This is a genomic window from Streptomyces sp. NPDC002328 (assembly GCF_042890065.1).
GTDB lineage: Bacteria > Actinomycetota > Actinomycetes > Streptomycetales > Streptomycetaceae > Streptomyces.
In genome coordinates this window covers 99308-126274 of sequence record NZ_JBIARQ010000013.1, presented here as the reverse complement: position 1 = coordinate 126274, position 26967 = coordinate 99308, and the positions used below count along the sequence as shown (strand labels likewise).

The window sequence follows — 26967 nt, the reverse complement described above, 5'->3', positions numbered from 1 at the left end:
GCGGGGCGCCTGCCTCCGCGAGCATGTCTGTGACAGATCGCAGCGGGTGATTTCGAGTACGGGGAGAGACCATGGAATCGGGCCAGACGGTGACGGTGTTCGGCGCGTACGGGCACACGGGCCGCTTCGTGGTGGCGGAGTTGGGGCAGCGCGGGTTCGTCCCGGTCCTCGCGGGCCGCGACGCCGACAAGGTGAAGGCGCTCGCGTACGAGACCGGGCTCGAGGCCCGCACGGCGTCGGTCGACGACGAGGCCTCGCTCGACCGCGCGGTGGCGGGCGCGGCAGCCGTGATCAACTGCGCCGGCCCCTTCGCCACGACGGCCGCTCCCCTCATCGAGGCGGCTCTGCGGGCCGGGATCCCCTATCTGGACGTGGCCGCCGAGATCGAGGCCAACGTCGACACCTTCGCGCACTTCGCCGAGCGGGCGCGGGACGCGCGGGCGGTGATCGTCCCGGCGATGGCCTTCTTCGGCGGCTTCGGCGACCTGCTGGTCACCGCCGCGATGGGCGACTGGACGGCGGCCGACGAGGCGCACATCGCGTACGGGCTGAGCGGTTGGCACCCCACCGCCGGGACGCGCACGGCGGGCGCGGTCTCCCGGCAGCGGCGGGACGGCCGCCGCGTCCGCTTCTCCAACGGGCGGTTGGAGTATCGTCACGACGCCCCGCCGACCCTTCAGTGGACGTTCCCCGAGCCGATGGGGCCCCGGTCCGTCATCGGGGAGTTCACGATGGCCGACGTGGTGACCGTGCCCAGCCATCTGCGCATCCCCGAGGTGCGCACGTACATGACCGTGGAGGCGGCGCGGGACATCGCGGCACCGGAGACGCCGACGCCGGCCGCGGTCGACGGGAGCGGGCGGTCCGATCAGACCTTCCTCGTGGACGTCGTCGTGCGCTCGGGTGACGCCGAACGGCGTGCCGTGGCCCGCGGCCGGGACATCTACGCCGTCACCGCGCCGCTGGTGGTGGAGGCGGTCGACCGCGTCCTCACGGGGCGGACCGCGGTGGTCGGCGTGGCCTCCGCCGGGGAGATCTTCGACGCGCCCGACTTCCTCCGCGCGCTGGCCCCGCACATCACCGTGGAGCTGTGAGGGCTGCAAGGAGCTGCAAAAAGGAAAAGGAAAGGAGGTCGCCCACTCCTTTCCACTCCTAACGTATAGCGCACTGGGGGGCTTGCGGCAAGGCCCCCGTCGTGCCGCAGAATCTCCGGCCTGGGCCGGAGACCGCGGAAACGGGAGTCGCGAAGTGCGTGTGTTGCTGTCGACGTATGGATCACGGGGGGACGTCGAACCTCTGGGCGGACTCGTGGTGCGGTTGCGGGAGTCGGGCGCGGAAGTGCTGGTGTCCGCGCCGCCCGACGAGGAGTTCGCGGAACTGCTGACCGGCGTCGGGGCACGGGTGGTTCCGTTCGGCCGGTCGGCGCGCGCGTTGACGACGGCGACGCCGCCGCCGTCGTCCGTAGACCTGCCGCGGCGGGCGGCCGAGTTGGTGGCCGCCCAGTTCGAGACGGTGATCGAGGCCGCGGCGAGATGCGACGCGGTGGTGGCCACCGGGGTACTGTCGGTCGCGGCCGGTGCTCGGTCGATCGCCGAGAAGCTGGGAATCCCCTCCGTGTCCGTGACGTTCCAGCAGCTCACGCTGCCGTCGCCGCTGCGCAGGCCGTTGGCGTACCCGGGGCGGCCGCTCCCGCCCGAGGCGAGCGACAACAGGGTGCTGTGGGACCTGGACGCCCAGAACATCGATGCGCTGTTCGGTGAGGCGCTCAACACCAACCGGGCGGCGATCGGGCTGCCCCCGGTGGCCGGCGTCCGCGACTACGTCATCGGTGACCGGCCCTGGCTGGCGACGGACCCGGTCCTGGACCCCTGGCAGGGGGCGCCCGACCTCGACGTCGTCCAGACCGGTGCGTGGATCCTTCCGGACCAACGCCCGTTGTCCGATGAGCTGTTGGCGTTCCTGGAGGCCGGGGAGCCGCCGGTGTACGTGGGTTTCGGCAGCATGCCCATGAACGGGGCGGCGGATGTCGCCCAGTTGGCCGTCGACGCGGTGCGCGCGCAGGGCCGCCGTGTCGTCGTGGCCCGAGGCTGGGCCGGCCTGAACCTGACCGACCGTCCGGACGACGGCCGCTCGAACGACGGCCCCGGCGACCGTTTCCGAGACTGCCTCTTCGTCGGCGAGGTCAACCAGCAGGCGTTGTTCGGCCGGGTCGCCGCCGTCGTCCATCACGGCGGCGCCGGCACCACGACGACCGCGGCCCGCGCCGGTGCGCCGCAGGTGGTGGTGCCTCAGGCGGCGGACCAGCCGTACTGGGCCGCGCGAGTGGCCGACCTGGGCATCGGTGCGGCCCACGCCGGCCCCACCCCGACCTTCGAGTCCCTGTCGGCCGCGCTGCGGACGGCCTTGGCCCCCGAGACCCGGGTACGGGCGAAGGCCGTCGCCGGCGCGGTACTCACCGATGGGGCGAGGGTGGCGGCGGAGTTGCTGCTGGAGTCGATCGGCCGGGAGATGCACGCACAAGTTCAGCCGTAGACGGGCAAGTTGATCGACCGCCTCTAGGCCGTCCTCCCCCGCACTTCCCTCCCGCCCCCCTGTCCCGCTCCCCCTGCTTCTCCCTCCCCAGTTTCTCCCGCCCCCTTGAACGCGCCCCATGACTCGGAGCGAATGACGTGAAGCCTTTGACCACCACCAGCGCCTTCGACCTTCCCGACCATCTCTCCCCCAAGGCCGACCCGGCGCTGATCGCCGACGACGAGCGGCACTTCGCGGCCATCGCGCGGAGCCTCGAAGAGACGATCGCGGAGCTGACCGAACGCCTCGACGCCGAGCGGCGGGCTCCCGGCGGCCTGGGCCGCCATGCGATGGACCGGGACACGGAGATCCACCGACTGACCAGCCGTCTGCGCACACTGCGCCGCTTCGGCCTGGACCTGTGCCTCGGGCACATGGTCGGCGCGGACGACGGCGACCCCGAGCCGGTGTACATCGGACGGCTCGGCCTCACCGACAGCACCGGGCGTCGGCTGCTGCTCGACTGGCGCTCCCCCGCGGCCGAGCCGTTCTTCGGGGCCACCCACGCGAACCCGATGGGCCTGGCGAGCCGCCGCAGGTACCGCTGGACCGACGGCCGGATCAGCGACTACTGGGACGAGGTGTTCACCGCGGAGGGACTCGTCGGGCATGCCGCGCTCGACGACCAGTCCGCCTTCATCGCCAGCCTCGGCGGCAACCGGTCGGCGCGGATGCGGGACGTGCTCGGCACCATCCAGGCCGACCAGGACGCCATCATCCGCGCGCAGTCCCGCGGGGCGCTCGTCGTCGACGGCGGTCCGGGCACGGGCAAGACGGTCGTCGCCCTGCACCGCTCGGCCTACCTGCTGCACTCCGACCCGCGTCTCGGTCACCGTCGGGGCGGTGTGCTGTTCGTCGGTCCGCACCGGCCCTACCTGGCCTACGTCGCCGACGTCCTCCCGAGCCTCGGGGAGGAGGGGGTGCAGACGTGCACGCTGCGGGACCTGGTCGACGAGGGGGCGTCGGCGGCCGTCGAGGCCGATCCGGAGGTGGCCCGGCTGAAGTCGTCCGCGGAGCTGGTGAAAGGGATCGAGCGGGCGGTCGGCTTCTACGAGGAGCCGCCGACCGAGGGCATGACGGTCACGACCCCCTGGTCCGATGTCCGGCTGAGCGCCCGCGACTGGGCCGTGGCGTTCGCGGCGGCGGAGCCCGGCACTCCGCACAACGAGGCGCGCGACCAGGTCTGGGAGGAGTTGCTCACCATCCTCGTGGACAAGCACGACGACGAGGCGTCCGCGCAGGACGGCGAGGTCGCGCCCGAGCTGCTCCGGAGGTCGCTGCGGCAGAACAGGGAGCTGCTGACGGCGTTCAGCCGCGCGTGGCCGCTGCTCGAAGCGGCCGATCTGGTGGGGGACTTGTGGTCGGTGCCCGCCTATCTGCGTTTGTGCGCGCCCTGGCTCGACGCCGACGAGGTGCGCAAGTTGCAGCGCTCGGATCCGCAGGCCTGGACGGTGTCCGACCTTCCGTTGCTGGACGCGGCACGGCAGCGGCTCGGTGATCCGGAGGAGGCGCGGCGCAAGCGCCGGCACAAGGCCGCGCTCGCGGCGCAGCGTACGCAGATGACGCGGGTCGTCGACAACCTGATCGATGCGGTGGCGGACTCGGGTGCCGACGGTGACGACGGCGAGGGCCTGGTGCGGATGCTGCGCGGCGAGGACGCCCGGGTGAGTCTGGTCGACGAGTCCGAACTGTCCGCCGTCGCGGTGGATTTGCTGGCGGGGCCGTTCGCGCATGTCGTCGTGGACGAGGCGCAGGAACTCTCCGACGCGGAATGGCAGATGCTGCTGTCGCGCTGCCCGTCCCGGAGCTTCACCATCGTGGGGGACCGTGCTCAGGCGCGGCACGGGTTCACGGAGTCGTGGCAGGAGCGGCTCGGGCGAGTCGGGCTGGATCGTGTCGAGCTGGCCTCGCTGAGCGTCAACTACCGTACGCCGGAAGAGGTGATGAGGGAGGCCGAGCCGGTCATCCGGGCGGTGCTCCCGGACGCCAACGTGCCGACGTCGATCCGCAGCGGGGGCGTCCCCGTCGTCCACGGGTCCGTCTCCGAGCTGACGTCGGTCCTCGACACCTGGCTCGCCGCCCACGGGGAGGGAATCGCCTGCGTCATCGGCGACCCCACGTTCCGGGCGACCCCCCGCGTCCGCTCGCTGACTCCCGCCCTGTCGAAGGGACTTGAATTCGACCTGGTCGTCCTGATCGATCCGGAGAAGTTCGGCGAGGGCATCGAGGGAGCGGTCGACCGCTATGTGTCGATGACACGGGCGACTCAGCGCTTGGTGATCCTCAGAAGCTCATGAGCTGCCCGTAACTCGGGCGAAGCCGACCAGGGTTCGGAAGTCGTCCTCGCGCAGGCCGATCCGTGGATCGACGTGGTGCAGGAGTCCGTGAGTTCGGTGGTGGGCGGTCACGTACGCCTCGTCCAGATCGCTCTGTTCATCGTCCACCCAGGCGAAGGGACGGCCGTCGGCGTGTTCCAGGAGCGCGGGAGTCTTCCAGTGGACCCCGTCGGGGCGGTCTCGGAGCAAGGCGTCACCGAAGTCGACGAAGGGAAGTTCGGGCAGCCCGAGAACCGGGGCGATCCAACGGTTGGCCTCGCTCATCCACGTGGTCGCCCAGCACAGCTCGTAGTCGAGACGTAGGAGGGCCGGCCCGTGCTCCGGATTGAGCCACACCCGCAGGGGCCGTCGACGGCGCGACAGTCCTCTCTCCTCGTCCGGGGTTCCGCTGTCCCGGGGCACTCTGATGGTGGTGTACCCGGCGGGACGCCTTTCCGGCTGTGCCGCATAGGGGTTGAGGGGACCGTCCACATCGAGGAACAGCAGCGGTCGGCTCATCGTCTCCCCTGGTTCCCCTTGTGCGGCACGCCTGTTGAATCGTAGCTGCGACTCGCTTCTCGACCTGCCGAGCCGACACCGGCGTTCGAACGGCTGGATCGCCGCCCACGCAGAAGGCGGCTCGCGTTGGGCGCTGAACCGTTCGGTAATGTGTTCGTCAAGGGGAGTCCGTAGCGCCGGCGTCAGCGTCACGCCAGGGGACGATCCACGGAACGGACGGGGGACACCGATGACGACCGCTCACGCCTCTGAAGGCGTCGAGAGCAGCCGGCCGCCGGACAGCGGCGCGGTCATCGACGTGCGGGAGCTGCGTATGCGTTATCGCAGCCAGGACGTGTTGAAGGGGGTCGACTTCACGGCCCGGCGGGGGCAGGTCGTCGTGCTGCTCGGGCCGAACGGCGCGGGCAAGACGACCACGATCGAGGTCCTGGAGGGCTTCCGGATGCGCTCGGCCGGCGAGGTGAGCGTTCTCGGCGTCGATCCGGCTCACGGGGACGAGCAGTGGCGGGCCCGGCTGGGCATCGTGTTGCAGTCCTGGCGTGATCACGGCAAGTGGCGGGTGCGGGAGCTGCTGGAACACCTCGGCTCGTACTACGCGCCGTACTCCACCGCCCTCGTACGGCGGCCGTGGGACGCCGACGAGCTGATCGCCGCCGTGGGGCTGACCGAGCACGCGGACAAACGCGTCGGCACCCTGTCCGGCGGGCAGCGCCGGCGTCTCGACGTGGCCGTCGGCATCGTGGGCCGGCCCGAACTGCTGTTCCTCGACGAGCCGACGGCAGGTCTCGACCCGGAGGCCAGGAACGAGTTCCACGGCCTCGTGCGCGGCCTCGCGGACGAGAACACCACGGTCCTGCTGACCACTCACGACCTCACCGAGGCGGAGAAGCTCGCCGACCGCATCCTCATCCTGGCCGGCGGCCGGATCGTGGCCGACGGCTCGGCGGAGGAACTGTCCCGGCAGGCGTCGGCCGAGGCCACGGTGCGCTGGACACGGGACGGACGGCACTTCGAGGAGTCGACGCCCGAGCCCACCGGTTTCGTCCGCCGGCTGTTCGAGGAGCACGGCGAGGCGATCGGCGGGCTGGAGGTGCGCCGGGCGAGCCTGGAGGACACCTACCTGACGATGGTGCGGGAGTTGGAGACGGGGACCGTCCCCGACGAGCGGGTGGGACACGTCTTCGGGGAGGAAGCGCGATGAATCCGGTGTGGCACGCGGCGAGAACGGGCGTGCGGCGCGGTCGCACGGAACTCCGGCAAAGCTTCACCACCGGCCAGGACCTGTTCGGGTACGCGCTGTGGACGGTCCTGCTCGTCGTGCCGCTGATCCTGGGCAGGAACGATCCGCTGAAGGGCGCCGGCATCTCGACCGGCGCGTTCCTGCTGCCGAGCCTGCTGGGGATGACGCTCGCGTTCACCGGGATGATGACCACGGCGCAGCTGCTGGCGGCGGAGCGCGAGGACGGCACCCTGCTGCGGGCGAAGGCCGTGCCCAACGGCATGGTCGGTCACCTCGTCGGCAAGATCGTCATGGTGTCGGGGACGGCTCTCGCCTCGATGGCGCTCCCCTTCGCCATCGGCGTGTTCGTGGTGGACGGGGTCGCCCCGCGGGGCGGCGGCGCGCTGCTGACGCTGGTATGGGTGGTGCCGATGGGGCTGCTGGCGACGTTGCCGATGGGCGCCGTCATCGGCTCGCTGGTCGACAGCCCGCGCACCGTCGGTCTGTTGATGCTGCCGGTGATGGGACTCATCGCGATCTCCGGGATCTACTTCCCCCTGTCGAAACTCCCCGAGTGGCTCCAGATCGTCGGACAAATCTTCCCCGTCTACTGGCTCGGCCTCGGCCTGCGGGCCGCGTTGCTGCCGGCCGAAGCGGTCGCCGCCGAGATCGGCGAGTCCTGGCGGCTGTGGGAGACGGCGGGCGTGCTGGCCGCCTGGACGATCGCCGGGCTGCTGATCGCACCGTCCGTCCTGCGCAGGATGGCCCGCCGCGAGTCGGGAGCCACGATGGCGGAACGCCATCGGAAGGCGATGCAACGGGTCGGCTAGCGGGGCGGCGACGGCGTCGCCGACGAGGTCCGGCAGGGCCACGGTCGGCAGCCCCGCGGTGCTCATCGGAGAGGTGAAGGGCCGTCCGGGGCCGTCAGCAGGGCGAGGTGGGCAAGGTCTCCGGGCGGTGCGGTGGTCACCGACCACAGGGGTGCGGGTGATCCGTCGGCGACGGCCGCCGGGGCGTCGGTCAGGTTCATGCGCTCGCGCAGCCGCCCGTAGAAGTCCATCCGCTCCAGCCGCACGGCCCGCAGGCGACGCGGTGCCGCGTACACGCCGATCCAGTCCCCCGGACCGAGCACGCCCCGCACCTGGCCGTCGACGCTGACCGCGGCCTGCCCCGACCGTTCGAGCACCCGCAGGCCGACGGGCTCGTCGGGGGCCGTGACCACCGACCGGTCGAACGTCATGTGCGGAGCGACCGGCGTGAAGACGAGGGCCTCCGCGCGCGGCGAGACGACGGGCCCGCCGGCGGCGAAGCTGTACGCCGTCGAGCCCGTCGGCGTGGCGACCAGCAGCGCGTCGGCGGAGTAGGACGCCAGCAGCCTGCCGGAGACGTAGACCCCGACCGACACCTGGCGGTCCCTGACCAGCTTCTCCAGGACGACGTCGTTGAGCGCGGTCACGTCCAGGGGGACGCCCCACTCGTCGTCGACCCGGCAGTCCGGGCGGACCTGCGGAGGCGGCAGCAGCGGGCCGCGGCCGTACTCCATGAGAGCCTCCATGCCCGGCGGCATCTCCAGGCGGCGCGAGGCGCGCAGGGCGAGGAGCATACGGCGGTCGACGCCGAACCGGTCCTCGCGCACCGCGTCCAGCGCGGACCGCACCCCGGCCGCCGACACCTCCGTCAGGAATCCCACGCGCCCCAGGTCGACGCCCAGGACGAGGGCGTCGTTCTCCACGGCCAGCCGGGCGCCCCGCAGAAACGTGCCGTCGCCGCCGAGAGTGACGACGAGGTCGGGGTCCCCCGCGGCCTCGACCTCGTCACGCGCGCTGCGCCGTCCGCCGTCGTGCCACACGTCGATGTCCGTGCAGCGCACGCCGTGCTCCTCGCACCACGCCCGGACCACGCCGGCCGCCTGCACCGCCTCCGCGCGCCCGCCGTGCACCACCAGGCCGAGCCGGTTCACTGTCATGTCCGCCGCCTCCAGCTCGCCGCCCCTGGTCGTCCGGTTCCCTCTGCCCCACTTCGGCCGAGTGCCCAGATGACGTCGAGGTCATCGCGGGCCGGCCGATCTCGTTCCGCCGGTTCCCTTCGCTCCGCAGGTCCCCTCGCCGAGTTTCCGGGCGGCTGCCCCGGTGAGAGGCTGGTGTCGTCTCCGGCTCGTCAAGTTTCGAGTTCACCTTCGGATCGAGGAGTACGCGACATGAAGATCGTGGTCATCGGAGGCACCGGCCTCATCGGCGGCAAAGTGGTCGGCAAGCTCCGTGAACGCGGAGAGGATGTGGTGCCAGCCTCGCCCGATACGGGCGTCGACACCCTCACCGGCGAGGGCCTCGCCGACGCGCTGGCCGGCGCCCAGGTCGTGGTGGACGTCACCAACTCCCGCTCCTTCGAGCCGCAGGCGGTGATGGACTTCTTCACCACCTCCACCCGCAACCTGCTGGCCGCCGAAACCGCCGCAGGCGTCACGCACCACGTCGCGCTGTCGATCGTGGGCATCGAAGGCCTGCCCGACAACGGCTATTTCCAGGCCAAGGTGGCCCAGGAGAAGCTGATCAAGCAGGGGACGGTCCCCTACTCGCTGGTCCGGGCGACGCAGTTCTTCGAGTTCGTCAAGGGCATCGCCGACACCGCCGCCGACGGCGACACCGTGCGCGTGCCACCGGTGCTCTTCCAGCCGATCGCGGCCGACGACGTCGCCGAGGCGGTCGCCAGGGCCGCCGTGGAGACTCCGCTGAAGGGCACCACCGAGGTGGCCGGGCCCGAGCTGTTTCGCTTCGACGAGCTCATCGCGGACGCGCTGCGTGCGTGGGACGATCCGCGCACCGTCGTCGCCGACCCGCACGGCCGCTACTTCGGCTCCGAACTGGCCGAGCGCAGTCTCGTACCCGACGAGGGCCAGGCCCGTCTGGCCGGGACCCGCTTCGAGGACTGGCTGCGCCGCTCCTCCTGACCAGGCCCGTCGGGAAGTCAAGAGGCGTGAAGAGGCAGGGGGGAGGCGGGAAGGGTATCGGGGCGGGCTGAAGATCCGCATTCGAGTGACGTGCCGTCGGTCCTTTCCACTACGGTGGAACCGGCCGCAGCGCGACGGCCTGACTCCGAGCCGACTCCCGCCCACGCCGGGTCCGGCGACCGAGGACAAGGGGTGACTCACGCGCGACTTCTGCCTGTCCGTGGTCGTGTTCGCGGTGGGGAGGCGTGGGATCTCCGCCGAAGGGGACTTCCATGACCGTCGACAAAAGGTTCAAGCAGGCTGCCCGCGAACTCGCCGAGCGTGAGGGCATCTCTTATACCGCCGCGCGCCGTCGCTTGATGACCGGGGCGTCGGCACCCGCGTCCGTGTCCGTGTCAGCGCCGGTGCCGGTGCCGGTGCCGGTGCCGGCGCATCACACCCACCAGGGATGGGACGAAGCAGTGGTGGCGTCGCTGTCCGAGCTCGTGGCCGTACGAGGCGACACCGTACCGGTGAGGTTGATTCGCCCGGCCGACTCCACCGACTCCACCGACGCGACTGCCTCGGCCGACCCGACCGTCCCGATCGATACGTCGGCCACGGCGCTGTACGACGCCGGCAGCTGGGCCCTGGCCGAGCCCGCCGCCGACGGATGGGTGATCCGTGAGCTGACCCGGCTGCCCGCCGCCGCGCCGGCCGTCGAGAAGGGGACCCGCGTTCCGGTGCCCTACCGCACGGACGACGGACGGGTGGCCGTGGCCGCGCTGTGGCCGCTGGTGTGGCGGTCCGCCGAACAGCCGTACTGGCGTTGGGTGCACAACGGCTGGTCGGTGGAACGGCCCGGCGACCTCCCCGAAGGACTCGCCCCCGCGTGCCCCAGCGCCGAACTGCGCTACGAGGTACGCGTCTACGACGTCCCGGACGGCATCGTGGGCGAGGACCACCAGGGCCGGGCGCCGCTGTGGTCGACCTGGGCGTGGTGCGAAGACCTCGACCGCGCGAAGGAGGTCGCGGACGCGGTGGTCGCTCACCGCCTCGAACTACCGGCCCGCACGAGCCGGTTCACACGCGAGGACGACTGCGGATACGTACGCGCCCAAGTCTGGCGACATGCCGAGGAAACCGGCGTCGACGCCGGGCCGGAACCGGGCCTGGCGTACTCCGTCGACGCCGACCCCGCACGCAGGCTCGCGCCCCAACTGCCGCCGGGTACCTGGGTCGACGGCCGCCCGGAGTCGGAGCGGGCCACACCCGAGCCGATATGGCGCTCGGGCGAGAAGTACCCGCCCGCCTACGAGTTGAAGGTGTTCGGCGCGGAGGGTGAAGGGGGCCGTGGCGGCTGGAGGTCGCTCGCCTGGTTCACCGGAGGGCGCAGGGCCGCGGGCCGCGCCGCGGTGCAACTGCGCGTGGGCACCGGCGGGCGCTACGCGTTCGCCGAGACATGGGGTCCGCGCTTCACGGACGCGTGGGCGCAGAACTGGACGCCGGAGGGGCGTACCGTCGCCGACCACCATCCGCACATGGCGTACACGGAGGCCTCCGCCCGCTACCGGGCGAAGCAGCAGGCGACGCCCGGTCTGCTCGCCACGGCGCTCGCGGCCCGCAGCGACGGCGCGCTCACCGAACAGCAGGCGGCCGATCGCCTCCTGCGCGGCGGACAGGCCTACCGGGACTTCCTCACCACGGGCGCGGCGTGCATCGCCGACGCCCTGCACCACGCGCGGCGCGACGCCCAGGGGACGGAACGGCTGCGGATCCGCGAAGCGCTCGACGCGCTGGAGCGCCACGAAGTCACCGAGTGGGTGGTCGACCTGACGCTCGATCACCTTTCGACCGACCCCGACACCCACCTCACCGAGGAGGCCAGAGCCCTCCGACGCTGGGCCCTGGAGGAGTACCTCGCCCCGGACGGGGACACCGAGGACGTCCCAGGCCTGTCGGACACCTCGGAGAACGGCCGACACATACAGGCGTAATGATCTTGCCGACATCACCGGCTGGGCGAGGAGACATGGTGGACGACCGAGCGGCACACGACCGTTCCGAGTGGGAGGAGGTCGTGCACACGGCCCGCGAACGTGCCCGCGCACGCCAGAGCCTCATGGTCGAGCGTTTCGGGCTGTCGGGCGACGTGCAGTACCAATGGTCCCTGGACGACGCGCAGTTCACGTGGTCGCGCGACGGAAAGGTGTTTCTCACCGGACGGCTCACACTGATCGGCAGCGTGAGCGTTTCCCAGCAGTCCTGGCTGTGGTCGTGGGCGAACGACTCGCTGCCGCGCGCCGCGGTGGGCGACATGGAGCAGGTGCGGCGGTTCGGCGAGTCGAGCGACTTCCCCGTTCTTCCGTGGCCGGGCTTCGAGTACGACCCCGCGCTGGTCGCCGAGGCGCGGGTGGTCGCGGCGTCGGTGCTCGACGCCGACGGTCTGTGGACGGACACGGTCGGCGACGTACAACTCCACTTCCTGCTGCATGACTTGAGGCCGGCCGACGAGGAGTCGTGAGTGGCGTGGGTCGCGCGGCAGTGCGGTGACCGCACCCGTCCGTCGACGGATCGCAGCGCGATTGTGACTTTGTACGGATTCGATCTCGGTGACCACGTGGAGCGCCGAAAGATCATCTACATCTGCGCAATGTCACTTCGGACGGACCGCTGACGCCGGACGTCAGCGGCCCGTCCTCTGGGGAATCGGTGTCTTTCTTGAACGTTCGAGACATGCTCACCCGTCAGTCCTTGGTCGCCTGCGTGGCTCTCATGGGAGTCGGCGGCGCCGTGCTGGTCGGCCACGGCGGTCTGGGCACGGTGGTCGGTTGCGGTATCGCCGAGGACGCCCGTCCGTCCGGGACGGCGAAGGACTGGGTGACACAGGCGGACCACGTCGTCGTGGCCACGCCGGAACGGGAACAGGAGACCAACCGGCGCGACTTCACGACGGGGGCGGTCCACTACGTCACCGACCGCACGGTGACGTTCCGCACGGACAGGGTCCTGTGGTCCGCGTCCGGGCAGAAGCGCACGGTGAGCAAGGGTTTCGACATGGTGGCGGCGGGCTGGAGCGTGTACCGGGAGAGCGGCAGACGCGTGAAGAGAACCACCGCGGAGGCGCCCCGCCTGGAGCCCGGTCACACCTACCTCCTCGCCGTCCGCTGGGAGGAGGCGACAGCCGGGGGCAGGGGCGGGTGGACCGTGCTCGGCGAAGGCGCGGCCGTGCCCTTCGACGACCACACCGTCGGCCAGGGCGAGTGGTGCGGGCGCACGCTCACCAAGGAGGACGTCGCCGAGGCCGAACGCTTCGCCCGTTCGGGCGACCACAGCCTGGAGAAGACGGTGCTGGGCCGCGACGAGCAGGCGGTGACCAGTGAGCTCCAGCGTGCCCGTGCCCGGGACAAGTGAGGCTGCCGGCGGGATGACAACTCAGTTCGTGGGCAGAGGCGTTGCTGCCTCCCAAGGGAAGCCGTCCGGGTCGGTGAACGCTGCGGCACCGGTGTCGCCGGTGAGCGTGAGGCGGTGGGACCCGCTTCCCTCGGGTGAGACGCCGACGTCCTTGGCGAGGGCTCGCCGCCGGTAGAGGGCCAGCTTGACGGGACTGTCCCCGGCGGCGAACTCGACGTACACGCGCCCGAAGCTCTTGCCCACGGTGAAGCCCTGGTCGACGTAGAAGCGCTTGCTCGCGACCACGTCCGTGACGCCCAGCAGGAGCACCATCTCGTCGATGTCGCGGGTGGCGGGTCCGGTGTTCTTCTTCGCGGAGGTGGCGACCTTCCAGATCGTCCCGTCCGGGGCCTGCACCACACCGCCGTAGCCCCAGAGGGACTTCGCGGCCGGCTTCAGGACCGTGGCCCCGGCGGCGAGGGCGGAGGCGACGAGGCTGTCGACGGTGGCCGGCTGGGACACCGTGAGCGCCAGGACGAAGCCGCGGAAGCCGGTGGGCTCCGCCGGCGCGGACGCCCGCAGGCGGATCCGGGTGTCCAGGCCGAAGGCGTCGGTGTGGAAGCGGTCGGCGGCGGTCGGGTCGGCGACGTCGAGGGTGATGGCTGCGATGGAGGTCATGGCCATCACGCTAGGTGCGGCGCCGCGACCGACGCTTCTCGATTCCTGACCGGTCGCGACGCCGGCCGGGCAGGCGCTGGTCGGCAGGCGCCCGGCGGCATGCCGACCAGCTCGGTGAAACGGGCGCTGAAGATGCCGGGCGACGGGCAGCCGACGGCGAGACGTATGTCGGCGACGCTGAGGCCGCCGTGCCGCAGAAGCGCCGCCGCGCGTTCGATGCGGCGTCTCGTCAGGTACGCGTACGGCGACTCGCCGTACGCCAGTCGGAACTGGCGACCGAGGTGTCCCGCGGCCATGTGCGCGCCGCGCGCGAGCGCCTCCACGTTCAGCGGCTGTGCGTGCTCCCGGTCGATGCGGTCGCGGACGCGGCGCAGTCGCGCGAGGTCGTGCAGGCGTTGCGCGGCGGCGCGTGCGGGGCCCCAGGAGGGGTGGCACATGGGAGGCTCCTTGTCGGGGTGCCGGGCCGGTGTTCGGGGTGCCGGGCCGGCTCGATGACCGGAGGACGTCAGCGAAGCTCCTGGATGCGGACCAGGTTGCCCGCCGGGTCGCGGAAGGCGCAGTCGCGGATGCCGTACGGCTGCTCGGTCGGCTCCTGGACGACCTCGACGTCGCCGGACTGCACCTGCTCGAAGGTGCCGTCGAGGTCGGGGGTGGCCAGGAGGATCCAGCCGTAGGTGCCCTTGGCCATCATCTCGGTGATGGTGCGGCGCTCGTCGTCGGTGATCCCGGGGTCGGCGGCGGGCGGCGCCAGGAGGATGGACGTGCTGGGCTGGCCGACGGGGCCGACCGTGATCCAGCGCATCTTGCCCTGCCCGACGTCGCTGCGGACCTCGAAGCCGAGGGCGTCGCGGTAGAAGGCGACGGACGCGTCCGGGTCGTCATGGGGCAGAACGCTCGTGTGAATGGTGATGTCCATGCCCGTCAGGCTAGGCGCGGCCGACTGAACCCGCTTCTCGATTCCTGATCGATCCGGACGCTTCCGGGAGGTCCGACCGGGCGCAGGTCACGGCCCGTGACCGCCGTCGCGGTCCCGGCCGCCGTCGCCGTCGCCGTCGTCGTCGTCGTCGTCGTCGGGGCAGCCCGCCCTACTGAATGCTCCAACGGTGCTCGTGCTCAGGGTCGGTGGTGCAGACGAAGACATTGAGTTCACCGGTACGGCCCACGGTGACCTTGGTGGGTGTGGCGAACGGGTGTGGAGCGAGGTGCCGTTCCTCGATCGGTTTCCAACTGCCGCTGCCACCGTCCCACTCGGAGCTGTCGATGGTCAGCAGGAGTTCCATCGGCGTCGCGCAGGTCCGGCAGTTCATCGGGTAGGGGTCGGTGGCATGCCATGAGGCGAAGCCGCCGACGCGCCAGCCGGGCGGGATCGACAAGTCGTACTGGTAGAGGGGCGGTTCGGTCTGCTTCGGCTCACCACACCACTCGCACTCGTCGGAGCCCTCCTCCTCTTCCTCCACTTCTTCCATGTCCTCCTCCCAGGCGTCGATCCGGGCGCACAGGTCTTCGGGGAGGACGCCCGCGAAGGGATAGGTGGCCACCTGCTCAGGGTGCAGGACACAAGGCTCGGGCACATAGCCTTCCTGTCCTACGAGCAGCGGCAGCGGGGGCGGGTCGAGCAGTTCGCCCACCTCCGCCGACCTGCGCCACCGCAGGTGCAGCAACGGCTCGTACCTTCCCGGCCCATGTGCCTGGAAGGGGCACCAGAACACCTGGAGCAGGTCGCAGCCGTCCGGTCCCGCCGGCAGGTCGGGGATGTCTCGCCGGTACAGCTGCGCGAGGCCGATGAGCGGCAGCGGGTCCGTCTCCGACGCCCCCGGTGTGCGATGTGTGCGGCCCAACTCGTCCACGAGTCGCCGTTCCTCGTCCGTGAGCCCGGTGAACGGTTCACGGGCCCATGCCGAGTCCAGGACTTGGCGTTCCCGGTGGATGTCGGCGGGACGCCGACCTCGGCCCCTGCCATGGGCCTCCGGGCACAGGGGCCATGGTTCGTCCGCCGGCCACAGCATGGGGCCGCCCACGGAACTCGCCGACACGTCCGGGGCCCCCGGTCGTGGGTGGAGCCGGGTCGTCGTGCCGCGGTGCGCGGCGAGTTCCGGGAAGAGCGCCTCGACGTCGAGCGGGCGCGACGGTGTCGTCCTCGTCATGGGAACGACCCTAGCGACCGGCTGATCGCGGCGATCGGTCGCCACTGCCGTCAGGATGCCATGGCCAGGGTGATCCTGGCGGTGACCGGCAGATGGTCGCTGGCCGTGGAGGGCAGGGTGCTGATGTGGTCGACCGTCGCCGAGCGGGCCATGACCTGGTCGATGCGGGCCACGGGGAAGGCGGCGGGGAAGCTGAAGGCGAATCCCCGCTCCGCCGTGTTCAGGCGGGAGGTGAGCGGTGCCAGTCCACGGTCGTCGACGGTGCCGTTGAGGTCGCCCATGAGGATCACGGGGTCGAGCTTCTCCGCGGCGAGGGCCTTGCCCAGCAGGACGGCGCTCTCGTCGCGCCAGGACGACGCGAGCCCGGTCGCCCGGAACCGGACCGACGGCAGGTGTGCGACGTACGCCGCGATCTCGCCGTCCGGCGTGTGGACGACGGTTCGCAGTCCGCGGTTCCAACTCTCCGTGATCCCGGTGGGCTTGATGTCCAACGGTCGGGTGTCGGTGAGGGGATGCCTGGACCAGAGGCCGACGGTGCCCCGGACGACGTGGTGCGGGTAGTCCGACGCGAGCGTCTCCTCGAAGGCCGGCAATGTCGCCGGCACCAGCTCCTCCAGCGCGATGAGGTCGGGCCCCGCGGCGGCGAGGGCGCGGGCCGTGCCGGCCGGATCGGTGTTCTCGTCACTGGCGTTGTGCTGCACCACGACCAGTGTGTGCCGGCCGGGCTTCGGCTCGGGCAACAACAGGCCGCCGAACGCGTACGCCCAGGCCGCTGTCGGCAGGAGCAGGGCGATCAGCGCGAGGGCCGACCGGCGCAGAAGTGCCAGGACGAGCAGGACCAGGACGGCAAGGCCCGACCAGGGGAGGAAGGGCTCCAGCGAACTTCCCAGTCTCAGCGGGGTGTTGGGAACCGCGTGAGGGAACGCCAGCAACCCGGCCGTCAGCATCGCCGTCGCGGCGAGCACCCGCCCCCGTGTCCAGGTCGACGCCCCGCCCCTCGCTCCCCCGGCCTCGGAACCCCACCCGGCCCACCATTGAAGCGCCGCACCCTTCATCTTCCACGCCAAGCCGCTCTCCCCGTCCGCCCACTTCACCGATGGCTCTCCCGTCCCGTTGTCGCTCACCTCCTAGACGCGATCTGCGGTGTGATCGATCCTGAGCGATCCGTGTGAATTCCGCGGCACTGTACGAGCAACCCAACTCGGCTCCACCGGCTCTTCACTTGGTGAACCGCTTTCCAAGCGAACCGAACTGGGGGGGAACCACTCGGTGAACAGCTCACACAGACCCAAGGTTTCTGTGATCATTCCGGTCCACAACGCGATGCCCTACCTGGAGCGCACGCTCGCCTCCATCGCCCAGCAGTCCATCGGCCCGGAGGCACTTGAAATCATCGCCGTCGACGACGGCAGCACGGACGACAGCGGCGCCTTCCTCGACGCCTGGGCCGAGGGCAAGCAGATGACGGTCATCCACCAAGAGGCGTCGGGCGGTCCGAGCCGGCCGCGCAACGTCGGCCTGGACCACGCGACCGGCACCTACGTCTTCTTCGTCGACGCGGACGACGCTCTGGGGCCCGAGGCGCTGGAACGGCTGGTGGCGCTGGCCGAGAAGAACGGCTCGGACACCGTCCTGGCGAAGCTGATCGGCGTCGGCAGACGTGTACCCAAGCAGGTGTTCGCCAAGACGGTCGACAAGGCCGACCTGTCCAAGGGCGACGTGTACTACACCCTCATGCCCTTCAAGCTGTTCCGGCGCGACATGCTGGAGAAACACGGGCTGCGCTTCCCGGAGCACATGCGCATCAGCGAGGACCAGCACTTCGTCGCCCGTGCCTACCTGCACAGCGAGGTCATATCGATCGTCGGCGACTACGACTGTTACTACGTCGTCAGGCGGGGAGACGACGGGAACATCACCGCGAACGGTCTGGACTTCCGCACCACGCTCGAACAGGCCGCCGAAATGGTGGAGTTGGTGACCGGGCTGACAGAGCCCGGGCCGTTGCGCGACCATCTGATCGGGCGTCATGTCAGAGTCGAGATGTTACGCCGCTTCGACAGAGGCTTCCTCGACGCGGATCCCGCCACCCGAAAAGAGTTGGCGGAGCTGGCCCGCCCCTACGCCGAGCAATGGATCACCCCCGCCATCATGGCCGGGATGTCGGCCCACGAGAAGCTGATCAGCCACTGTCTGCGCGAAGGACTCACCGACGAACTCACGTCGGTCGTGGAGTGGGATCTCGCCGGCCGCCCCGGCAAGGCGGTCGCCAGAAACGGCAGGCTGTACGCGTCGCCGCCTTTTCCGTCCGCCGACTCACCACTGTACGAGCAGCTCTGCGACATCACCTCCGCCGCGCTCTCCGTCAGCCCGCGCCGCCGGGTCGACCATGTCGCCTGGCACGGCACCGTCCTCGAACTCGTCGGCTACGCCTACGTCGATCAGGTCGACACGGACGACCTCAGGACCGAAGTCGTCCTGCGCCACGCACGCAGCGGGAAGGAGATCGTCGTCCCCGCCGAGCAGGTGCCCTCCCCCCATATGACGGTCGCCCGCGGCAAGGAGACCTACGACTACGGGCGGGCCTGCTTCCGGGCCCGGATCGACCTCGCCACCGTCGACGGCGGCCCCCTGCCCAAAGGTGACTGGCACCTCTCGCTGCGCTGCACCGCCCACGGGCTGACGGCACGCGGCAACCTCGGAACGGCCCTCGGCGGCAAGGTCAGCCGCCGCGCCGACGAACACGCCCTCTCCCTCTCCGGCGTCGAGAAGCGACTGCACACGGCTCGTCTCGGGCCGCGCGACGGGGAACTTCTTCTTCGGCTGAAGCCTGCGCCGTCGGCGGTCTCCGCCTATGCGTTCAGCTTCGGCTGGAAAGCGGCACGGGCGGTTCGCGCACGCATCAACTGGTAGCGGGCGCAGGGCACTTGGGGGTGCCGCAACGTGTGATCTCCTCCTTCAGGCGAGTTCCGGACGCGACGGCCGCGTCCGGGATTGCGTTCGGATGTGTCGACAGGGGCCGAACAGGGGCGCGACCGGGGCGAACCATTCACTCCGGTTGTCCGTACTATCTCTACGGCAAGGTTCCGTGCGTCGACCATCACTGCCGCCGGCGTCAGCCGGGAGGACACACATGTGCGGCAGTCTCCTTTCGTCCAGCCCCGAACCGGAAAGGGTTGTGTGCCTCATGTCCGAGAACACGTCCATCACCGAACTGTCCTCGCAGTACACCGCTCAGGTGACCGCCGACCTCGAACGCAACGCGAAGGAGCAGGAGCGTATCGCCGACGAAGTCGCCGCCCTCAACGAGCAGTTGGCGGCACTCCAGCGCGACCACGCGGTGCTCCTCAGCATCAAGCAGGCCATCCACGCGGCGCCCGCTCCCGCGGACAGGACGGAGACGTCCGACGAGTCCGCCACGGTTCCCGCTCCTCGCAAGAGGGCTGCCGCCGCCAAGACGTCCAAGAGCGCCGCGAGTGCCACGAGCACCACAAGTGCCACGAGCGCCAAGGACGCCAAGGACGCCAAGGACGCCGAGTCCGCCACAACTGGCAAGGCCACCAAGGCCGACAAGGCGACCAAGTCCGCCGTCGGCAAGCGCCCCGCGGCTGACAAGTCCGCGACCAAGTCCGTGTCCAAGTCCCGTGCCGCCACGGCCAAGAAGACGGTTTCCGGCGAGAAGCCCGCTGACAAGGCCGCAGTCTCCAAGACCGAAGCCCCCAAGGCCGCGCAGCCCACACTGGTCGACCTGGTCCGCCGGCACCTCGGCGAGCAGAGCGAGCCGCGCTCGGCGGCGGAGGTCACCACCGCCCTCGGCCAGGCGCACCCGGAGCGCAACGTCAAGACGACGGTGATCCGTACGACCCTCGAAGGGCTCGTCGCCAAGAACCAGGCACAGCGCTCCAAGCAGGGCACGTCCGTGTTCTACACCGTCGCCGACGCGCCCGGGACCTCCGCGTCGTCGAAGAGCGAGGGGGCTCAGCCCGTCGCCGTCGACGCGTGAGCGAGGCGCGACTCAGCCGACGCGTGCGGGAGCCGCGACTCATCGCCCAGTGCTCGGCGTCGTCGTAGGCGGTCGTCCTGCGGTCGTCCGGCGGTCGCCTCGGTCGTGGTGGGGTCGGTCAGCCGGTGGTGCCTCGTGAGCGGGTCCGGGCGATGAGCCACATGAGGTACGGTGCGCCGATCGCCGCCGTCAGCACCCCGACGGGCAGTTCCAGCGGGGAGAACAGACGGCGGGCCGCCAAGTCCGCGATCACCACGATCAGGGCGCCCGACAGGGCGGAGCACACGAGCGGGATCTGCGGCGTGCGCGTGAGACGGCGGGCGATCTGCGGTGCCAGGAGGGCGACGAAGTCGACCGGGCCCGCGGCTCCCGTCGCCACGGACGCCAGCACCACGCCGATCGCGGTGAGCCCCAGCCGGACCGGGCCCAGTCGCACGCCCAGCGCGGTCGCCCTGTCGTCGTCCAGGGCGACGATCCGCTGGGCGTGGGCCGCCCACAGCAGTGCGGGCAGCAGGACGAGCAGGGTCAGCGCGAGCGGGGCGGAGGCGTCGTGCCCGCGCCCGTTGAGCGAGCCGGTGAGCCACACCTTGGCCTGCTGGGCCACCAGATAGTCGCCCTTGGTCAGGAACAGCCGGGTCACCGAACCGAGCGCGATGGACACGCCGATGCCGATGAGGACGAACCGCGTGGCCTGGAGGCCGTGCCGCCAGGCGAAGACGTAGACGAGCGCCGCGGCGCCGAGCCCGCCGGCGACCGAGACGTACGGCAGCACCGCGTACGACGTGACGCCGAACGTCATCGCCGTCACGGTGGCCGCGCCCGCGCCGTGGGTGACGCCGATGACGTCGGGACTGGCCAGGGAATTGCGCGCGACGGTCTGGATCAGCGCGCCGGACACGCCGAACGCCGCGCCGACGAGCAGACCGGTGACCAGTCGCGGCAGCCGCAGGGTGCCGACGACCAGTTCGTCGGGGCTGGGCTGCCCCAGGAGGACCCGTACCACCTCGGTCGGGGAGACGAAGGTTTCGCCGACGCAGAGGGACACGACCACGGCCGCCGCCAGGGCGGTGGCCAGGAGGACGGCCACCGCGGACGCCCGGCGGTGCAGCAGGAAGCTGCCGCCTCCTACGCGGACGACTGCGTAGCCGGAGGGGCGGGTCATGCCGTCACCGTCGCCCTTCGGCGCACCAGCGCCACCAGGAACGGCACACCCAGCAGGGCCGTCATCACGGCCACCGGCACCTCCGAGGGCGGGAAGACGACGCGGCCGAGCACGTCCGAGACGAGGATGACGGTGGGCCCCAGCAGGGCGGACAGGGGCAATACCCAGCGGTGCGCGGCACCCACCAGAGCCCGCGCCATGTGCGGGACGGCGAGCCCGACGAAGGCGATGGGGCCGGCGGCGGCGACCGCGGCGCCGGTGAGAACGGTCGCGGCCAGCGCGCCCAGCATCCGCAGCCGTACGACGTGATGGCCGAGGCTCCTCGCCGCGTCGTCGCCGAGCGCCAGCGCGTCCAGGCCGCGGGCCAGCGTCGCCGCCAACAGCAGCCCGGCGGCGACGAACGGCCAGGTCTGTGCCACGACCTCCGTGTCACGGCCGCCGATCGAGCCGACGTCCCAGAAGCGGAACTCGTCGAGCGCCTCGGCGTCGGTCGTGACGATGCCGGCGACGAGGGAAGCGAGGAACGCGTTCATCGCGGCCCCGGCGAGGGCGAGTTTGACCGGCGACGCGCCGCCGCGCCCGCCGCTGGCCACGGCGTAGGCGGCCACGGCGGCGAGTCCGGCCCCGACGAAAGCGAACCAGACGTAGCCGCTGAGGGTGTGCACTCCCAGGAACGCGATCGCGCAGACGACACCGAGCGAGGCCCCCTGGCTCACGCCCAGGACCCCGGGGTCGGCGATCGGGTTGCGGGTGACGCCCTGCATCACCGCCCCGGCGACCGCGAGGGCCACGCCGACGAGCAGGCCGACGACGGTACGGGGCACCCGTAGGACCCGTACGACCTGGGCGTTGTCGCCGGAGCCGCCGTGCAGCAGGGCGTCGACGACCTCTGTCGGAGCGATCTGGCGGCTGCCGAGGGCGAGGCTGAGGAGCACGGACAGGAGCAGGAGGAGGGTGCCCGTGACCAGCCAGACGATGCGGCGTCGGGTGGGGCGGGGCATGGCGGTCCTCTGTGCGTGCGTGGGGGCGTTCGGTGTGTGGGAGGCGCTCGGTATGTGTGAGGCGCTCGGTATGTGTGAGGCGCTCGGCGTGTGTGAAGCGCTCGGTCGCCTCGTTGCTCGTTACTTCGTCAGACGCTGTTCGAGGTCCGCGAGGACCTGGTCGGCGGCGGTGACCCCGAGTCCGAGGTACCAGGTCTCGTCCGGGACGTCGTAGGCGTGCCCGGCCTTGACCGCCTTCAGGTTCTTCCACAGGGGGTTGCCCTGGGCGCGGGACTTGTCGGTGGCCTTCGGGTCGCCGTAGACGCCGGTGAAGATGTAGTCGGCGTCGGCCTGGTCGATGTTCTCGGCGCTGACCTCGGTGGCGAGGTCGGCGACGTCCTGGTTCGCGGGCCGGGGGATGCCGGCGTCCTTCAGGACGGTGCCGATGAACGACGCGTTGGCGTACAGGCGGATGACGCCGTCGGGGAGGTAACGGACCATGGACACGGTGGGCTTGGTCGCGCCCAGCTTGGCGTCGAGGGCCTTGACCTTGGTGTCGTACGCGGCGAGCTTCGCCTTGGCCTCGGCGGTCTTGTCGAGGGCCGCGGCGTTGAGGAGGTAGTTCTCCTTCCAGGTGAAGCCCGGCCGGATCGAGAAGACGGTGGGCGCGATCTGGGACAGCTCGTCGTACTTGTCCGCGGCACGCAGCTGGCTGCCGAGGATGAGGTCCGGCTTCAGACCGGCGATGGCCTCGAGGTTGAGGTTGTTGATGGTGCCGATGTTCTGCGGCGTGCCGGCGTCCTTCTTCAGGTACGACGGCAGCTCGGGGGATCCCTCGGTGGGCGCGAGTCCGACGGGCTTGATCCCCAGGGAAACAACGTTGTCAAGCTCGCCGACATCGAGGACGACGACGCGCTTGGGCTGGGACTCGATGACGGTCTTGCCCATCGCGTGGTCGACCGTGCGCGGCCACTGCCCCGGCTTGGCGTCGGTCCCCATGGCGGCGGTCTTCTGCGCGGCGGAGGCGAATTCGCCGCCGCCCTGCGCCACGGCCTTCTTGTCACCCGCCGCGGCCGAGGACCCCTTGTCCGCACCGTCGGAGGAACCGCCGCAGGCCGCGAGCGACAGGGCGGCGGCGAGAGCGAGAACGACGGCGGCCGGGCCGCGACGCCGGTGGAACATGGTGGAGCTCCTTAGTGCAAGCAGATCATCGGCCCGTAAGGCCAGGCTCACCTTATCCGTCCGGCTTCGGCGCTGCGGAGCGAGGGTGTGTGCCGCCTGTCACCCGGCTGTGAGCGCCGCGCGGGAGCCGGTTCTGCGTGCGGGCGAAGGCCGGATCTGCGCGCTGCCGAAGGGCGGATCGGGGGCAGTCGGTGGGGGCAGTCGGATTGCGTCGTCGTGCGGCGCAAGCGTCGTAGCGGCGGTGTCCGGGCGTCGTGTCCGGGCGTCCGATCTGTAGCATTTCGTATGAAAAGGTGTCAGCCCCGTCGTCAGTGTGCCGGGGTGCGCGTGGAGCGAGTCAACCGAGGGGACGGACCAGCGATGGCGGACGAGAGCGTGCAGCACCCGAGCCTGATCGTCCCGGTCGGCCATGTCGAGCCGGTGCCGCGGCGCGTCCGGGGGCTGATCGGTGGCCGCGTCGTCTTCGACACCAGGCGTGCGCTGTATGTGTGGGAGTGGCCTCCCTATCCCCAGTTCAGCATCCCGGTCGAGGACGTCGTCGAGGGTGAGCTGACCGACGACGACCACGTCGACCACCTGGGCCCCGGGCCCGCGCGACGCCACTCGCTGCGTCTGGGGGACGAGGTCTGCGAGGGCGCGGCCTGGCTCTGGGACGACGGCGCACCGGAGGCCTTGCGCGGCACCGCCCGCTTCCGGTGGAACGCGCTGGACGCCTGGTTCGAGGAGGACGAGCAGGTGTTCGTGCACCCTCGCAGCCCTTACTCCCGCGTGGACGCGCTGCGCTCCTCCAGCACCGTCCGCGTGGAGCTGGACGGGGTCGTCCTGGCGGACGCGCCGCACTGCGTGAAGCTGTTCGAGACCGGTCTGCCGACCCGCTACTACCTCGACCGCACGCACATCGACTGGGCCCGCCTGCGGGCTTCGGACACGGTGACCCGGTGCCCCTACAAGGGGACGACGAGCGGTTACTGGTCGTTCGAGAGCGATGTCCTCACCCATGAGGACATCGCCTGGGCGTACGACTTCCCGACGCCGGCGGTCGGCTCGGTCGCCGGCCTGATCGCGTTCTACAACGAGCGCGTCGACCTGCGCGTCGACGGCACGCTCCTGCCCCGGCCCGCCGAGCCGGTCCCGACGGCACCGACCGGCCGTCACAGCACGCGCTCCTGAGCGACGGCGACTGCGACGCGACTGCGCACGTGGTGACGGCAGCCCCCTGGCCCCCGACCCTGACCCTGACCTGAGCGCATTCGCCGGTGACGCGCTCACCCACCCCGCTGTCCCTTCCCGCCCGACGGCAGCACCGCCCGGACCTCCCAGCCGCCGTCGAGTCTTGGCCCCGCGTGGAGGGTGCCGCCGAGGGCGGTGACGCGTTCGGTCAGGCCGACGAGGCCGAAGCCGCCGCCGTGCGCGGCGTCGGGGAGCGGGCTGCCGCCGCGGCCGTCGTCAGAGACGGACACCGCCAGCCGGTCGCCGGGCTCGCGCTCCCCGGGCTGGTCGGCTCTCCGAAAGTCGTCGCTCTCGCGCCGCACGGCGACGGTGACATGCGTGGCGTCGCCCGCGTGCCGTCTGACGTTGGTGAGGGCTTCCTGTACGACGCGGAAGGCCGCGGCCTGCGTCTCGTGCGGCACCTCGTCGGAGAGGCCGGCATCGCGGTGGAGGGCGACCTTCTGTGCGGCTGAGGCGGTGAAGGTCTCGACGAGGTCGGTGAGTGCGGCCAGGTCTCCGACGGGGCGGCGGTCGCCGGCGTCGGGGCCGGTGTCGCGCAGCACGCCGACCGTGCGGCGCATCGACGCCAGCGCCTCCGTGGCCGCGCGTTCGATGCCGGCCAGGACGGGGTCGAGGTCCTCGGGGCGTGTGGCCGCCATCATGCGGGCGACCTGCGTCTGCACGAGGATCCCGGTGACGTGGTGGGCGACGAAGTCGTGCAGGTCGGCGGCGATCGCCAGCCGCTCGCTGCGGCGGGTCTCGCCGACGGCGACGGTCCGGCGGTAGTCGAGGGAGCGCAGGTAGCCCGCGAGCCCCGCGATGAGGCCGGTCAGGAGGAGGCCCAGGGCCATGAAGGACAGGGTGTCGGCCTGAGACGGCCCGAAGTAGCGCACGGGCAAGCCGAGCAGGGCGGCCGTGTCCAGCGCTCCGCACGCCAGGGCCCAGCGCTGCGGGCAGTGCCGTACGGCGACGAACAGCAGGCACAGCAGGATCGTCGCCTCGCCCGGCCCGAAGGTGGTCGTCGCCCCGGACATCAGGGCGCCGGCCGTGAGGGCGAGGGAGGCCAGGGCCGGCACCGCGGTGCGCGACTGCGGGGTGAGCCACGGCGGCCGGTGTCCGGCGGGCCACAGGACGGCGGTCAGACCGAGGAGCAGGACCGCTGCCGTGGGCCAGACGAGGCCGTCGCTGCCCGCGTACAACACGTCGAGCACGCAGGCCGCGAGCAGGAGTCCGACGGCGAAGCCCCGTGCACAGCCGCGACCGCGGGCCGAAACAGAAGTCATGCCGATCACGGTAGGCGAGGGCCTCGCGGCACCGGATCGGCCGAACGGCCGACCCCTGGCTCTCACATCCTGGCCGGACGGCCGAGGCGGGCGCAGCCGTCCGCGGGCGAGTCTGGAGACGCTTCCCCCGATCCCCCCAGGAGTACACGATGCAGCGTAAGTTCCTCGTCGGCGTCGTCGGCGGTGTGGCGGCCATCGTCGCCGTCGGCGCCCTCGGCACCCACCTTCTGTCCGGCACCGAGTCGACCACCGAGCTGGACGGCCTCAGCACGGTGACGGTCGGCGGTCACAAGGCCCTGGCGGCGAACATCGCCGCGGGCCGTATCCAGAGCAAGTTCCACCCGCTGCCCTGGATCGGCGACAAGCTCACCGACGTCACCTGCCCCACCGGCCTGAAGGCCGTCGCCGGGGCCACTCTCACCTGCGTGGGCAAGACGGGCGACGGCGCGCGCGTCGACATACCCGTCACCGTGGTCAAGGCCACGGGCGACTCCGTCACCTGGAAGTTCGAGCGCTGAGAAGGCAGGGGCAACACGTCATGCACACCGTTCTGGCCGGTCGCGGCCTGGTGAAGAAGTACGGGTCCACCACCGCTCTGGCCGGCGTGGACATCGAGGTCGGCGAGCGCGACTCGCTGGCCGTCATGGGCCCGTCCGGGTCCGGCAAGTCCACCCTTCTGCACGTCCTCGCCGGGATCGTCCGGCCGGACGACGGCCAGGTGCTGCTGCGCGGCGAGCGCGTCGACAGACTCGGCGAGAACCGGCTCAGCGCGCTGCGCCGCAAACGCTTCGGGTTCGTCTTCCAGTTCGGCCAGCTGCTGCCGGAGCTGCCCGCCGAGGAGAACATCGCCCTGCCCCTCATGCTGGAGGGCGTCCCCCGGCGAGAGGCCGTCGCGCACGCCCGCCGCTGGTTCGCGCCGTTGGGTCTGGAAGGCCTGGAGTTGCGTCGGCCCGGTCAGCTGTCAGGCGGCCAGGCGCAGCGAGTCGCCATCGCCCGCGCCCTGGTCGTCGAGCCCGACGTGGTCTTCGCCGACGAGCCCACCGGAGCCCTCGACCAGACCACCAGCACGGAGGTCATACGCCTGCTGACGTCCGTCACCCGGGACCAGGGGGCCGCCCTGGTGATGGTCACGCACGACGCGGACGTGGCCGCGCACTGCGGACGCGTCGTCCAGGTCCGCGACGGCCGGATCAGCGGCCACCACCAGTACACGGTCGCCTGAGCCGAACCACGGCCGCTGCCGCCGACGACGACATCGACGCACACGTCCCTGCGCCCGCCCGCGCAGACGGCAACGCTCGCGCGGACGCCGACGCCCCCACCGAAGTCGCCGCCGGTATCCACACCGCCCACGCATCCGCGGCCATCCGCGCACCCGCCGCA

General features: G+C 71.3%; 25 protein-coding genes. 14 read left to right on the top strand and 11 right to left on the bottom strand.

All coding sequences use genetic code 11. The features are described from left to right. Positions 1-71: 71 nt before the first annotated feature. The 3 genes from ACFYX4_RS28440 (at position 72) to helR (ending at position 4868) form a co-directional block, all read left to right on the top strand. Positions 72-1094, top strand: coding sequence for a saccharopine dehydrogenase family protein (locus tag ACFYX4_RS28440; RefSeq protein WP_389339245.1), 1023 nt, complete (start codon positions 72-74; stop codon positions 1092-1094). A 154-nt stretch (positions 1095-1248) separates the two neighbouring features. Next, positions 1249-2532, top strand: coding sequence for a glycosyltransferase (locus tag ACFYX4_RS28435; protein WP_389339243.1), 1284 nt, complete (start codon positions 1249-1251; stop codon positions 2530-2532). Positions 2533-2669: 137 nt separating this feature from the next. Then, positions 2670-4868, top strand: coding sequence for an RNA polymerase recycling motor ATPase HelR (gene helR / locus ACFYX4_RS28430; protein ID WP_389339241.1), 2199 nt, complete (start codon positions 2670-2672; stop codon positions 4866-4868). Here the strand turns inward: helR and ACFYX4_RS28425 are convergent. Next, positions 4863-5405: a hypothetical protein gene (locus ACFYX4_RS28425; RefSeq protein WP_389339239.1), complete on the bottom strand. Its 543-nt coding sequence runs from the start codon at positions 5403-5405 to the stop codon at positions 4863-4865. The two genes, helR and ACFYX4_RS28425, sit on opposite strands and share 6 nt — an antisense overlap. 229 nt (positions 5406-5634) lie before the next feature. Here ACFYX4_RS28425 and ACFYX4_RS28420 point away from each other — a divergent pair, with 229 nt between their 5' ends. Both ACFYX4_RS28420 and ACFYX4_RS28415 read left to right on the top strand, forming a co-directional pair. Beyond that, entirely contained in the window at positions 5635-6606 is a 972-nt protein-coding gene (locus ACFYX4_RS28420) for an ABC transporter ATP-binding protein (protein WP_389339237.1), read from the top strand. After that, positions 6603-7454 carry an ABC transporter permease gene (locus ACFYX4_RS28415; protein WP_389339235.1) on the top strand — a complete coding sequence of 284 codons (852 nt, stop codon included), beginning with the start codon at positions 6603-6605 and terminating at the stop codon, positions 7452-7454. The genes ACFYX4_RS28420 and ACFYX4_RS28415 overlap by 4 nt, the downstream gene beginning before the upstream one ends. Positions 7455-7516: 62 nt before the next feature. Here the strand turns inward: ACFYX4_RS28415 and ACFYX4_RS28410 are convergent, their stop codons facing one another. Then, positions 7517-8590, bottom strand: coding sequence for an NAD(+)/NADH kinase (locus tag ACFYX4_RS28410; protein ID WP_389339233.1), 1074 nt, complete (start codon positions 8588-8590; stop codon positions 7517-7519). 231 nt (positions 8591-8821) lie between these two features. On the opposite strand from ACFYX4_RS28410, the gene ACFYX4_RS28405 reads away from it, so the two are divergent. The 4 genes from ACFYX4_RS28405 (at position 8822) to ACFYX4_RS28390 (ending at position 12964) form a co-directional block, all read left to right on the top strand. Beyond that, entirely contained in the window at positions 8822-9571 is a 750-nt protein-coding gene (locus ACFYX4_RS28405) for an SDR family oxidoreductase (protein WP_389339231.1), read from the top strand. 272 nt (positions 9572-9843) lie between these two features. Continuing rightward, the gene (locus ACFYX4_RS28400) at positions 9844-11547 is read left to right on the top strand and encodes a hypothetical protein (RefSeq protein ID WP_389339229.1); all 1704 of its coding nucleotides are present in this window, start codon (positions 9844-9846) and stop codon (positions 11545-11547) included. A 35-nt stretch (positions 11548-11582) separates the two neighbouring features. Then, positions 11583-12074: a DUF6882 domain-containing protein gene (locus tag ACFYX4_RS28395; RefSeq protein WP_389339227.1), complete on the top strand. Its 492-nt coding sequence runs from the start codon at positions 11583-11585 to the stop codon at positions 12072-12074. Between the two features lie 212 nt (positions 12075-12286). Next, positions 12287-12964, top strand: coding sequence for a hypothetical protein (locus tag ACFYX4_RS28390; RefSeq protein WP_389339225.1), 678 nt, complete (start codon positions 12287-12289; stop codon positions 12962-12964). 21 nt (positions 12965-12985) lie between these two features. Here the strand turns inward: ACFYX4_RS28390 and ACFYX4_RS28385 are convergent, their stop codons facing one another. From ACFYX4_RS28385 to ACFYX4_RS28365, 5 genes are all read right to left on the bottom strand, one after another. After that, entirely contained in the window at positions 12986-13621 is a 636-nt protein-coding gene (locus ACFYX4_RS28385) for a glyoxalase (RefSeq protein WP_389339223.1), read from the bottom strand. A 5-nt stretch (positions 13622-13626) separates the two neighbouring features. Then, positions 13627-14058, bottom strand: coding sequence for a helix-turn-helix transcriptional regulator (locus ACFYX4_RS28380; protein ID WP_389339221.1), 432 nt, complete (start codon positions 14056-14058; stop codon positions 13627-13629). A gap of 68 nt (positions 14059-14126) precedes the next feature. Next, positions 14127-14537, bottom strand: coding sequence for a VOC family protein (locus tag ACFYX4_RS28375; protein WP_389339219.1), 411 nt, complete (start codon positions 14535-14537; stop codon positions 14127-14129). 169 nt (positions 14538-14706) lie between these two features. Next, positions 14707-15765, bottom strand: coding sequence for a hypothetical protein (locus ACFYX4_RS28370; RefSeq protein WP_389339217.1), 1059 nt, complete (start codon positions 15763-15765; stop codon positions 14707-14709). A 50-nt stretch (positions 15766-15815) separates the two neighbouring features. Beyond that, entirely contained in the window at positions 15816-16712 is an 897-nt protein-coding gene (locus tag ACFYX4_RS28365; protein ID WP_389339497.1) for an endonuclease/exonuclease/phosphatase family protein, read from the bottom strand. Between the two features lie 352 nt (positions 16713-17064). On the opposite strand from ACFYX4_RS28365, the gene ACFYX4_RS28360 reads away from it, so the two are divergent. Together ACFYX4_RS28360 and ACFYX4_RS28355 are read left to right on the top strand one after the other, a co-directional pair. After that, positions 17065-18678: a glycosyltransferase family 2 protein gene (locus ACFYX4_RS28360; RefSeq protein ID WP_389339215.1), complete on the top strand. Its 1614-nt coding sequence runs from the start codon at positions 17065-17067 to the stop codon at positions 18676-18678. A 274-nt stretch (positions 18679-18952) separates the two neighbouring features. After that, complete coding sequence (locus ACFYX4_RS28355) at positions 18953-19768, top strand: hypothetical protein (RefSeq protein ID WP_389339213.1); 816 nt, start codon at positions 18953-18955, stop codon at positions 19766-19768. Between the two features lie 118 nt (positions 19769-19886). Here the strand turns inward: ACFYX4_RS28355 and ACFYX4_RS28350 are convergent, their stop codons facing one another. From ACFYX4_RS28350 to ACFYX4_RS28340, 3 genes are all read right to left on the bottom strand, one after another. Further along, complete coding sequence (locus tag ACFYX4_RS28350; RefSeq protein ID WP_389339211.1) at positions 19887-20930, bottom strand: FecCD family ABC transporter permease; 1044 nt, start codon at positions 20928-20930, stop codon at positions 19887-19889. Beyond that, positions 20927-21931 (bottom strand): FecCD family ABC transporter permease, encoded by a 1005-nt coding sequence (locus ACFYX4_RS28345; protein WP_389339209.1) that lies wholly within the window; start codon positions 21929-21931, stop codon positions 20927-20929. The genes ACFYX4_RS28350 and ACFYX4_RS28345 overlap by 4 nt, the downstream gene beginning before the upstream one ends. Before the next feature lie 120 nt (positions 21932-22051). Then, positions 22052-23092, bottom strand: a complete 1041-nt coding sequence (locus tag ACFYX4_RS28340; protein WP_389339207.1) for an ABC transporter substrate-binding protein — start codon at positions 23090-23092, stop codon at positions 22052-22054. Between the two features lie 360 nt (positions 23093-23452). Between ACFYX4_RS28340 and ACFYX4_RS28335 the strand changes: the two genes are divergently transcribed. Next, positions 23453-24262, top strand: coding sequence for a DUF427 domain-containing protein (locus tag ACFYX4_RS28335; protein ID WP_389339205.1), 810 nt, complete (start codon positions 23453-23455; stop codon positions 24260-24262). Between the two features lie 95 nt (positions 24263-24357). Here the strand turns inward: ACFYX4_RS28335 and ACFYX4_RS28330 are convergent, their stop codons facing one another. Then, entirely contained in the window at positions 24358-25584 is a 1227-nt protein-coding gene (locus ACFYX4_RS28330) for a sensor histidine kinase (RefSeq protein ID WP_389339203.1), read from the bottom strand. A 149-nt stretch (positions 25585-25733) separates the two neighbouring features. Here ACFYX4_RS28330 and ACFYX4_RS28325 point away from each other — a divergent pair, with 149 nt between their 5' ends. Together ACFYX4_RS28325 and ACFYX4_RS28320 are read left to right on the top strand one after the other, a co-directional pair. After that, positions 25734-26102, top strand: a complete 369-nt coding sequence (locus tag ACFYX4_RS28325; RefSeq protein WP_389339201.1) for a DUF4333 domain-containing protein — start codon at positions 25734-25736, stop codon at positions 26100-26102. A 20-nt stretch (positions 26103-26122) separates the two neighbouring features. After that, the gene (locus ACFYX4_RS28320; protein WP_389339199.1) at positions 26123-26806 is read left to right on the top strand and encodes an ABC transporter ATP-binding protein; all 684 of its coding nucleotides are present in this window, start codon (positions 26123-26125) and stop codon (positions 26804-26806) included. The last annotated feature ends 161 nt before the right edge of the window (positions 26807-26967 follow it).

Bases quoted from the DNA above. Each gene is read 5' to 3' on its own strand.
- ACFYX4_RS28385 (WP_389339223.1), bottom strand. From the start codon at position 13,621: ATGACCTCCATCGCAGCCATCACCCTCGACGTCGCCGACCCGACCGCC.
- ACFYX4_RS28340 (WP_389339207.1), bottom strand. From the start codon at position 23,092: ATGTTCCACCGGCGTCGCGGCCCGGCCGCCGTCGTTCTCGCTCTCGCC.
- ACFYX4_RS28375 (WP_389339219.1), bottom strand. From the start codon at position 14,537: ATGGACATCACCATTCACACGAGCGTTCTGCCCCATGACGACCCGGAC.
- ACFYX4_RS28415 (WP_389339235.1), top strand. From the start codon at position 6,603: ATGAATCCGGTGTGGCACGCGGCGAGAACGGGCGTGCGGCGCGGTCGC.
- ACFYX4_RS28335 (WP_389339205.1), top strand. From the start codon at position 23,453: ATGGCGGACGAGAGCGTGCAGCACCCGAGCCTGATCGTCCCGGTCGGC.
- ACFYX4_RS28410 (WP_389339233.1), bottom strand. From the start codon at position 8,590: ATGACAGTGAACCGGCTCGGCCTGGTGGTGCACGGCGGGCGCGCGGAG.
- ACFYX4_RS28400 (WP_389339229.1), top strand. From the start codon at position 9,844: ATGACCGTCGACAAAAGGTTCAAGCAGGCTGCCCGCGAACTCGCCGAG.
- ACFYX4_RS28390 (WP_389339225.1), top strand. From the start codon at position 12,287: ATGCTCACCCGTCAGTCCTTGGTCGCCTGCGTGGCTCTCATGGGAGTC.
- ACFYX4_RS28405 (WP_389339231.1), top strand. From the start codon at position 8,822: ATGAAGATCGTGGTCATCGGAGGCACCGGCCTCATCGGCGGCAAAGTG.
- ACFYX4_RS28330 (WP_389339203.1), bottom strand. From the start codon at position 25,584: ATGACTTCTGTTTCGGCCCGCGGTCGCGGCTGTGCACGGGGCTTCGCC.
- ACFYX4_RS28425 (WP_389339239.1), bottom strand. From the start codon at position 5,405: ATGAGCCGACCGCTGCTGTTCCTCGATGTGGACGGTCCCCTCAACCCC.
- ACFYX4_RS28420 (WP_389339237.1), top strand. From the start codon at position 5,635: ATGACGACCGCTCACGCCTCTGAAGGCGTCGAGAGCAGCCGGCCGCCG.
- ACFYX4_RS28320 (WP_389339199.1), top strand. From the start codon at position 26,123: ATGCACACCGTTCTGGCCGGTCGCGGCCTGGTGAAGAAGTACGGGTCC.
- ACFYX4_RS28395 (WP_389339227.1), top strand. From the start codon at position 11,583: ATGGTGGACGACCGAGCGGCACACGACCGTTCCGAGTGGGAGGAGGTC.
- ACFYX4_RS28350 (WP_389339211.1), bottom strand. From the start codon at position 20,930: ATGACCCGCCCCTCCGGCTACGCAGTCGTCCGCGTAGGAGGCGGCAGC.
- ACFYX4_RS28355 (WP_389339213.1), top strand. From the start codon at position 18,953: ATGTCCGAGAACACGTCCATCACCGAACTGTCCTCGCAGTACACCGCT.
- ACFYX4_RS28345 (WP_389339209.1), bottom strand. From the start codon at position 21,931: ATGCCCCGCCCCACCCGACGCCGCATCGTCTGGCTGGTCACGGGCACC.
- ACFYX4_RS28440 (WP_389339245.1), top strand. From the start codon at position 72: ATGGAATCGGGCCAGACGGTGACGGTGTTCGGCGCGTACGGGCACACG.
- ACFYX4_RS28365 (WP_389339497.1), bottom strand. From the start codon at position 16,712: ATGCTGACGGCCGGGTTGCTGGCGTTCCCTCACGCGGTTCCCAACACC.
- ACFYX4_RS28325 (WP_389339201.1), top strand. From the start codon at position 25,734: ATGCAGCGTAAGTTCCTCGTCGGCGTCGTCGGCGGTGTGGCGGCCATC.
- ACFYX4_RS28380 (WP_389339221.1), bottom strand. From the start codon at position 14,058: ATGTGCCACCCCTCCTGGGGCCCCGCACGCGCCGCCGCGCAACGCCTG.
- ACFYX4_RS28370 (WP_389339217.1), bottom strand. From the start codon at position 15,765: ATGACGAGGACGACACCGTCGCGCCCGCTCGACGTCGAGGCGCTCTTC.